Raw genomic sequence first — 9,194 nt, 5'->3', positions numbered from 1 at the left:
ATTAAGAAGGCGTTGGGCTAACAAATCTTTAAACATCTTTATCGAGGCTTTAGAGGCATTTCGGACAGCGATGTCTTTCCGTTTTGTAGAATGGCTGAACCACAACTGGGACGTATTTTTGGCTTACAAAGCTGCTTTGGGCTTTATCTGGGCTTAAAATCTGTTTAAGTCCCATATGCTGTTATTCGACACCAAGAGAAGGTTCTCGTTTGATCGAGCAGGACTTCTGAACCGCTGCTAAAAAGGCGATCGACTGCGGGAAAGTTAAGTATTCCGGATTGGAAGAAGATCCTCTCTCAACTCCAATCGAGGGGATCGATAAGAATTCTTGAACCGCTGCCAAAAGTGCGATCGCCAGTTGGAAAATGTGCGTATGACGAAGTAGAAACGCAAGACTTGTATAGCGCAGTTAATGTGATTTCTTTGAATGCGCGCCTTATTTGGCAAGATTCTATCCCTAGTAATTGCTTTAGTCTTTAGTCCATTCAGATTGTTGCCAGCATATCTTTTGCAGCAATTGCCTTCACTGGAAGTAAAATGATAAACTCTGTACCTTGACCTAAAGTTGAGTTGACTTCTAAAGCTCCCGGGTGCTTATCAACGACAATAGACTTAGCGATCGCTAATCCTAATCCCGTTCCTTTCCCCACACCTTTGGTTGTAAATAAATGGTCAAATATCTTTTGTTTGACTGATTCACTCATACCTCGACCATTATCAGCTATGCTAATCTTCACCTGGTTATCTGCCCAGGAAGTTTGAATGATAATTCGATTGGGATTTGCCTGAATTTCTGCAAAACTTCGATGGATATTCGCCTCCTCTAAAGCATCAATCGCATTGGCAAGAATGTTCATAAACACCTGGTTAAGCTGCCCGGGGAAGCATAAGAGGGTCGGAAGATTGCCGTAGTCTTTCACTACTTCAATAGCCGGACGCTCATCGTTCGCTTGCAATCGATATTTGAGAATTAAGAGCGTACTATCTATACCCTCGTGGATGTTGAAGGGGACTTGATAATCTTTGTCAGCTCTAGAAAACGTGCGGAGCGAAGTGCTAATACTTTTAATCCGCTCGCACCCCACTTTCATAGAGTCAATCATTTTAGGCAAGTCTTCGATGATATAGTCTAAATCGATATCTTCAGCATGAGCTACAAGCTCTGTTTCTGGAGCGTGCTCGCGGTAGAGATTGAGATGCTCCACTAAGTCTTGCACCGTTTGCTGGGTTTCATTCAAATTGCCCCAAAGAAAGCCAACGGGGTTGTTAATTTCATGAGCAACGCCTGCAACTAAGTTTCCCAATGCAGACATTTTTTCGCTTTGAATCATTTGCAGTTGGGTTTGCTGCAAGTTTTGTAAAGCTTGCTCTAACTCTTGAGATTTTTGAATGATGTCAGCTTCGGTACGTTTGCGATCGGTAATATCCAAAAATAATCCATCCCAGACAACTGAGCCATCAGCACGCTGTTCAATTCTGGATTCGCCGCGAATCCACTTGACAATTCCGGATGGAGTAATAATTCGCCCCTCCCACTGCCAGGGAGATAAAGTTTGAATGGCATCCGCGGTCGATTGCTGATAACCCGCTAGATCATCTGGATGAACCATCTCGTCGAAGAACTTCACATTGGCCGCGGCTTGCTCTGGAGTGATTTCGTACAAAGTGTAACAATCGGCACTGATGTATTTTAAGGATAGGATTCCATCAGCACTCAGTTGGGATTGATTAACCACTCCAGGCACATTGTCTACTAACTTTTGGAAGCGAGACTGGGCAGCACTCAATTCAGCAAATGACTGTTCTAACTGTTGAGCATAGTTTTGCGAACTTTCATAAAGTCGGGCATTTTCCAGAGAAATTGCCGCTTGAGCACAAAGTAAATTCAGGAGTTCGACCCGATCTTTTGTAAATGCCTCTGTCGCTAAATTATTTTCTAGATATAAAATGCCCATCAGCTTCCCTTGATGTAAAATCGGGCTGCACAAGATACTCTTTGGCTGCTGACGCATGATATACGGGTCATTGGCTAAGTTTGGATCGACTATCGCATTAGGTAGCACAGTAGTCTTGTTGTGCAGGACTTTGTAAATCAGCTTCAGGGGAATATCCTGGCTGTCTTCAATGGGAAGACGCTGCAAGACGACTGGCTCTGACCCCAGGGTAATTGACCCTTTAATTAGCAAGCGTTCGTCTCGCAACAGCATTAACACGCATTTATCGGCTCCAGCATTTTCGATGACGATTGAAAGCAACGATGAAAGTAATTTGGACAGTTCAATTTCGCTGGAGATAGTTTGGGAAGCTTTGAGGATGGCACAGAGGTCGAGGGAATCGGAGACACTAGAAGAGGTAGAACTGTTGGAAGTGACGGTTCCCACTGCAAAGACAGTTTCGTTGACCGAAAGGGCAGAGCGAGTTTGCTGGAGGACAGGCGCAAGCAGTTGCGGGTAGCAACGCTCCAAATCTGCAACTTTGGCTTTGGCTCCCCAGCGAGCATAGCCGTAGTAGGCTTCGGTCATGTATTCCTGAGCAATGCGTTGTTTATTCCATTCCAGATAGAATTTGGCGGCGAGTTCATTAGCTAAGGCTTCGTCTTGGAGGTATGCGTTTTCTTTGGCGAGGGCGATCGCTAGGTCATAGAATTCTATGGCTGCTGTTTTTTGACTAAGAACGCGATTTTTTTCCGCTTCAACTAAATAAAATTTGTGCAGTTGATTCCTTGGTGCCGCATCAGCCCAGCGTTCAATCTTTTCCTGATTGGCAGTCACTCGTTGCAGAATGCTTTGTTGTTCTACCTGAGAAACTTGGGAATAGTTAGCCAGATGTGTCAGAGAATCATAAGTATGGAAGACCGGAATCAGGGACGTCCCTGTAGCTCCACCTAAATAACTTTCAAGGGCGCTAGCAGCAGCGATCGCCTGTTCAATCTGACCAAATAGATAACACAGCACCAACTTGCTGACATAGAGATAGCACAGAGCCGTTTGATTCCCCGATCGCGCAAACATCGGTAGATCTTCTGCTTCACTAAAACTATCCCCATTAAACTGCCACGCTTCTGTCGAATTCCCTAACAAATTCAAGATGGCTTGTTGAAAAATAGCTCCCTGCTTAGCCATTGTTTCTTGTTTAAGTTGAGCAAATTGAGCACAGAAAGCAGCACCCTCTCGACTCAAATCGCTCAATTCCTTGCCAGCAAACCAAGCGTGCATCAAATACAGGACGGCACAAATTCCACTCCATTCTAAATCCCCAGTTTCTAATCCGCTCTGATAGCCCTCTCGAAACAATGGTAAAGTGTTACCAAGAGGCTCTTTCCAATGAGAGATACAGCAGTTAATTTGTCCGTAGGTTTTGGCTTTTAGTTTTCTGGTATCGAGTTGTTCGAGCAACAAGAGTGCCAGTTGACCGAATTGATAGCCATAGTCAATATCTCCCACTACCCCGCATAATATGACTCCAAAACCGCAATAGCCATTAGTAGAAAACGAACTATTGCCATATTGCAGCGATACATTCACTTGTTCGAGCAGAACCAACGGCAACAGTGTGGGAGCCGCTACATAAGCCGATGCCGTCACACCTGCGAGAATTTCCATAATGGCCAACTGAGTGCGATCGGTCATCTCCGGCAGCGCGAGCAAATCCAGTGGCTGTCTACCACCCACAAGGGATAAAGTTTCTTGCAGTGCCCTTTCAATATCCTCTCTGTTAGGTTCCTCTGGAAAACTAACTCCCAACTGCTTAAGAATTCGCAAAGCAATTTGTATAGCCTTTGAAGGTTGAGCTTGTGCTTGAGCAGCTTGAATTTCAACTTGATGAACATTAACCCGATCTAATAGAGTTTTGGTGTGTTCCAGAACGATGGTTGTCAATTGGCTCATCTGCGGAAAATTGCCGTTTAGATAAGCAGCTTCAGTAGCGGTTTCGTAAAGTGCTAAGGTCAGTTCATACTGTGTTGTCCATCGCTTTTCAGCCAGCAAGTCGATGCCTGTAGTAGCATACTCAAATGCGGCTGTGTATGCTGTTGCAGCTCTGGCTTTCTGTCCTGCCTGGAGATTGAGTTGAGCGAGTTGCGTTTGCTCGGATGGCTCAATAATGAGGCTTTTCCCCATATTCAGTTGGTTGACAATTTCAAATAGTTTTTCCTCCTGTTCGGCGACTGAGGTATGACTAAGCAATAGTTGCCCAACTTTGAGGTGAGTCACCTGTTTTTGCTCGTCGGGAATTAAAGAATAGGCGGCTTGCTGGACGCGATCGTGCAAAAATCGATAGGTCGGATTAACTGTATCTTCTGCCTGGGACTGTTGTGTATCCTGAAAAAACTTGTAAATCTGACTCGTGGGTAAAATTAAGCCTTCCTGCAAGGCTTTCCACAAGGCTGTTGCGGCATCGGTTGGCGATTTCTCTGAAACGATCGCCAATGTTTCTAAATCGAACTGTGCCCCTACACAAGCAGCTAGCTTCAGTATCTCTTGAGTGGCTTCTGGCAACTTTTGTAACTGCAGCGCCATGAACTCCACCACATTATCGGTGAGCGAAAGCGATCGCACTGCTACTATATCGCACTGCCAATGTCCCGTATTGAAGTTGTAGGCAATGTAGCCCTCCTGATGCAGGGCTTTGAGAAACTGCGTGACAAAGAAAGGGTTGCCTTTGGTTTTTTGATAACCTAACTCACTTAAGGGTTGCGCTAGAACTGTGGAACAACTGAGGGTGTCGGCAACCAAATGATTGACGTGAGATTGACTCAATGGAGCGAGGGTAAGGGTGCTGATAGTTGCTGAGGCTTTCTTCATCTCCTCCAATGTCAGCATTAGTGGATGAGCGGGGAAGACTTCGTTATCTCGGTATGCCCCAATCGTCAGCAGATAGCCCACTTCGCTTTGACTCATCAGCACTTGCATGAGCTTCAATGAGGCTGAATCTGCCCACTGCAAGTCATCGAGAAATATCACTAACGGATGTTCTGCTGTAGCGAATACGGTAATGAATTTCTGGAATAGTAAGTTGAAGCGGTTCTGGGCAGCACTACCTGAAAGCTCAGGAGCAGCAGGTTGTTTGCCGATAATCTGTTCGAGTTCGGGAATGACTTCAATTAAGACTTGCCCATTCTCACCCAAAGCTGAGAGGATTTTGTCTTTCCACTGCGCCACCTGAGTATCACTTTCACTCAATAGTTGTCCCATCAAATCCCGGAAGGTTTGCACAAAGGCACTCAACGGGATATTGCGGTTAAACTGGTCATATTTCCCTTTGATGAAGTAGCCGCGTTGCCGCACAATGGGTTTATGAACTTCGTTGACGATGGCGGTTTTTCCAATCCCAGAAAAACCTGCAACTAGCATCATTTCTGTTGCACCAAGACTCACTCTCTCAAAGGCTTGAAGTAGAGTCTCAACTTCAGTTTCTCGTCCATAGAGTTTGTCGGGAATGATAAAGCGATCGCATACATCCCGTTGCCCAATTTCAAAACTCTGAATTTCACCAGCAACTTGTAGCTGATGTAAACATTTTTCTAAATCCAATTTCAGTCCCAAGGCACTTTGATATCTGGATTCTGCATTTTTCGCCATCAGTTTCATCACGATATCGCACAATACTTGCGGAATTTCCCTCTCCTTTATTTCACTTAAATCCAATGGATTTTTGGCAATATGACAATGAACTAACTCCATCGGATCATTTGATTCAAATGGTAATTTTCCCGTGAGTAATTCGTAAAACGTCACACCCAGAGAATAAAAATCAGTTCGGTAGTCAATCCCCCGATTCATTCGACCAGTTTGTTCTGGGGAAATATAGGCAAGCGTGCCTTCTAAGACATTGGGACTGATGAGTGTTTGAGTTTCTCGTGGGAGTAAAGAGGCAATACTAAAGTCAATTAATTTGACTTGCTTGGTTTCAGGATTAATTAAAATATTGGCAGGTTTAATATCTTTATGAATGATCCGCTCTTGGTAGAGTATATCTAAGGTGTTGCAGAGTGCGATCGCTATAGCTAAAAATTCCCTCAAAGATAGTGCGTTTTCTCCTTTTAATGCCCATTCTTTCAAGGAAATGCCTCCAAAATCTTCCATTACCAAGGCATAACCGTTTTGATAGGGTTCTAAGCTATAAGTTTGGATGATTCCAGGTTGATTAAGGTTTTTAGCAATGGTATATTGATTGCAGAACTGCACTAATTCGCTGAAGCGGGGATACTTGTTTTTCAGAACTTTAATGACGACAGGTAATTGGTCTAAGGTACGAACGGCCCGATAAACTAAGGTGCGAGTTCCATCATAAATTGTTTGGATAATTTTATAGTTGAGAATCAAACTGGTTGGATTTAGACTGTTTTTTTTATCAGATTTATTCATTGCTATTATTCTCGTAAAATTAGCGATTAGTTTGTGAAATAAGTCGGCAAGCGAGGGGAAGACTCAACTTTATTGGTCTGCTTTAGTTGTTAAGATGATCAGAAATCCTGTTTTTTGACCTAGTATTGAGTTGACATGAATAGAACCGTTATGTTTTTCGACGACAATAGACTTAGCGATTGCCAATCCTAGCTCTGTCCCTTCTAGTAAACGTCGGGAATTCGACCGCAGACAGTTCTAGCTGAACTTGTTCTTCCAAAGCAATTGCCGTCAGCGTATCTTCTTTTTCTGCTACTTGCTGGCGCAAACGAGTCAAATATCTTTCAACTTGGCACAGATGCTTGCTCAACATTCGTAGACTCCAGGAAATTAAAAGCACTATTTCGGTTTTACTCTATCAACTCCATAATGTCTGCGATGTTTTCACGGAAATCAGAATTCCTTTCTTGCCCAAAGCCTGCCAAATTCTGTTGTAGACCCTTGTAGCTGCGAGAATACTTAACTTGGGTTTCACTCCCAGAGTGACCTTCTCGTCGCCACTGGGGTTGAAGGGCATTCATTATCTGCTTACGTGTTTCTGCACACCAAACCGACGTTTGAACTGGTGGTTAGCAAAGGTGTACGCTGTTGTGTAATTCGCCTTTGTATAGCAAAGAAGATTTTTTGGTCGCCAAGGCTGGAAGTGTTGTGGAGCATGGACTTCAGCCGCTAGTTTCATTAGGCACTTAATGACTCAAACTATCTCGCTTTTGACTGCAACCGGGACAGTTGATGTCAAAAAAGCTTGATTTTACGTTGATGCGGCCTAATTGCTTTAGCCTAGCTAAACATCAAAAAGGGACAGTTGCTCTTAACGACCAAAAATTCTCGGCTGCTATACAAAGGCGAGTCTCAATGATGCTCAAGGGATCTGTTGTACAAATCACCGTTTATAAGACAAATTGCTGGAGTTAGTACAACGCGCCTCAAGCCGGGTCGTACCATGTCCCACACTCCGTCTTTAAATCTACGTCTCTTCAGAGGATTAATAAATCAATCACAAGACAAATTTCTAAAAAATTGGATATACAAAGTGTGTCTTAATATGAAACCTTATTTTAACTCTTGATTTTTATCCGCAACCCATCCTTTGAGATAAATTCAAATAGAAGCTAAATACTGAATACAGTATCTAGGTTCGATGCATCCGACTACCCTATCTTTCAACGGGGTAGTTTTTTATTGCACTTCATTGAGTCCCAATTGGGACGTACTCAGAGGGCGATCGCCTCTTGACCCTATCCTTCACAATTGCGTCTTTTCGCCACATACATTTTCAATCGCACCGATCACCTCTTCCCAATCTGGCTCTGTTTCCGGTGGCTTATCCTGTAAAAGCCCCACCAATCGCGTCAGTTTCAAAACTTGGGATGGGTCTTCGCCTACTTCTAAAAACAAGTGTTCGGTGACAGGCTGTGGAAAATTACCTACCCTCGATCTAACCGTCCGTTTGAATAGGTGCACGCGCTCTGTCTTGAATCACCTAAAATGAAGACGAGTCATTGCATCCTTCATTTATCGCTTTTAGTTTTAGTAAAAGGCTTGAGTTACAACTGATGTAGCAACCTGGACTTTATGGGGAATGGCTATGACGGGTAAACGCTACATCACAGTTAAGCATCATCCATTAGCTCTTTCATCAGCTTGTCCAGCCTCTCATTCGCATCTTTGGCAAAGTTAATGCACTCCACACTTGCAGCCATTCCATCTGCTGCCGTAACAGTTCCTTCTGCAACTTTTCCTGATAGCAGGAGCGGACCACCCACAAGACTGATCCAACAAAATCAATGAATTTAATCAAGATCCGTCCTCAGCTTTATCACTACAACAGCTACTCAAAGAGCTGTAAAACTTGGTAGCCATTGAATCCGGCAGGAAGGGGGACCCCTGGATTAGTATGGCGAGACTCACGGAATTATTTTATGAAACTCATGGGGTTTCACCTGAACAAGTAACAATCAATCAAGGTTAGAGACTATTTATAAAGTAAATCTAAAGGCAACTAAGTGACGCAGCATAATTCGAGTCATCACTGCATAAATTGCCGCTTCACTCATTTCAGGTAATCGCTCATAGTCCTTGCTCAGGCGATGATATTGATTTAACCAGCTCTTATGTGCGTTCCACAACCCAACGCTGGGGCAAGACTTCAAACTCTGTTCCAATTCGATGCATGACCTCAACTCGGGCTTGGAGCATCAGCCAAATTGACAATGCGCAAGTAAGCACTCAGGGGCAACAGGGTGCTGGGCATCCACAAGGGCGAAGCGTCCATAGCTGACCAAGCCTGGAAAAGCACTCTGCCACTGTGCTCGCACCTTTTTGTTGTAGTAGGCTTTGAAATTGCGCTCTTGAGGATTGATGGAAAGCAATCAGAATCGTCATGATGAAAGCTTAAGCACAAGCTGCGTCGGCGATTGCAATTAGACAATCCGTTGCTAAGCAGTTGGCGATGCCAAAGAGGTTCAAACTGCTGGCAAAAATCATCGATGCACGCAGCAAAAGAGGTCTTCAAGACTAAGCATAGGACGAGTATCGGTGGCTTGGAACTTCACACTTTCAGCCTATCTGCTCGTCCTTTCCTTATCCCGAACTCACGTTAAAGTAATATGCTCCCGTTTAGCCCCCAAGACAATAAAGCAAAAAAGCTCCCTTGCATGATTCGGCAAGAGAGCTTTTTGATAATTAACCTGGCACTGAGCTATTTTCCCAGGCAGTCACCCGCCGAGTATCTTCGCCGCAGTTGCGTTTCACCTCCGAGTTCGGGATGGAGTCGGTGTGGTTCCACAA

Annotated in this window: 5 protein-coding genes, 1 rRNA gene and 2 pseudogenes; 1 reads left to right on the top strand and 7 read right to left on the bottom strand. The window is 44.2% G+C overall.

Annotation, left to right across the window (positions count from 1 at the left end; translation table 11 throughout):
• A pseudogene (locus tag H6H02_RS26140) lies at positions 1-157 on the top strand (IS701 family transposase); the annotation flags it as partial.
• 328 nt (positions 158-485) lie between these two features.
• Here H6H02_RS26140 and H6H02_RS26135 read toward each other — a convergent pair.
• The 7 genes and pseudogenes from H6H02_RS26135 to rrf all read right to left on the bottom strand — a co-directional run.
• Positions 486-6,365: an ATP-binding sensor histidine kinase gene (locus H6H02_RS26135; protein ID WP_190823294.1), complete on the bottom strand. Its 5,880-nt coding sequence runs from the start codon at positions 6,363-6,365 to the stop codon at positions 486-488.
• Positions 6,366-6,537: 172 nt separating this feature from the next.
• Positions 6,538-6,717 carry a hypothetical protein gene (locus tag H6H02_RS26130; protein ID WP_190823292.1) on the bottom strand — a complete coding sequence of 60 codons (180 nt, stop codon included), beginning with the start codon at positions 6,715-6,717 and terminating at the stop codon, positions 6,538-6,540.
• Between the two features lie 37 nt (positions 6,718-6,754).
• Entirely contained in the window at positions 6,755-6,925 is a 171-nt protein-coding gene (locus H6H02_RS26125) for a hypothetical protein (RefSeq protein ID WP_190823290.1), read from the bottom strand.
• A 724-nt stretch (positions 6,926-7,649) separates the two neighbouring features.
• Positions 7,650-7,868 carry a hypothetical protein gene (locus H6H02_RS26120; RefSeq protein WP_190823288.1) on the bottom strand — a complete coding sequence of 73 codons (219 nt, stop codon included), beginning with the start codon at positions 7,866-7,868 and terminating at the stop codon, positions 7,650-7,652.
• Between the two features lie 149 nt (positions 7,869-8,017).
• On the bottom strand, positions 8,018-8,170 hold the full coding sequence (locus H6H02_RS26115; RefSeq protein ID WP_190823286.1) for a hypothetical protein: 153 nt from the start codon (positions 8,168-8,170) through the stop codon (positions 8,018-8,020).
• 213 nt (positions 8,171-8,383) lie between these two features.
• A pseudogene (locus tag H6H02_RS26110) lies at positions 8,384-8,621 on the bottom strand (transposase); the annotation flags it as partial.
• A gap of 471 nt (positions 8,622-9,092) precedes the next feature.
• A 5S ribosomal RNA gene (gene rrf, locus H6H02_RS26105) occupies positions 9,093-9,194 on the bottom strand; the annotation flags it as partial.

It is taken from the genome of Coleofasciculus sp. FACHB-1120 (assembly GCF_014698845.1).
In the GTDB taxonomy this organism is placed as follows: domain Bacteria; phylum Cyanobacteriota; class Cyanobacteriia; order Cyanobacteriales; family FACHB-T130; genus FACHB-T130.
The sequence above is the reverse complement of the archived record's forward strand: the minus strand, read 5'-3'. Positions and strand labels throughout refer to the sequence as shown.

Coding starts and splice junctions, on each gene's coding strand:
- H6H02_RS26135 (WP_190823294.1), bottom strand. CDS start 6,365: ATGAATAAATCTGATAAAAAAAACAGTCTAAATCCAACCAGTTTGATT.
- H6H02_RS26125 (WP_190823290.1), bottom strand. CDS start 6,925: ATGAATGCCCTTCAACCCCAGTGGCGACGAGAAGGTCACTCTGGGAGT.
- H6H02_RS26130 (WP_190823292.1), bottom strand. CDS start 6,717: ATGTTGAGCAAGCATCTGTGCCAAGTTGAAAGATATTTGACTCGTTTG.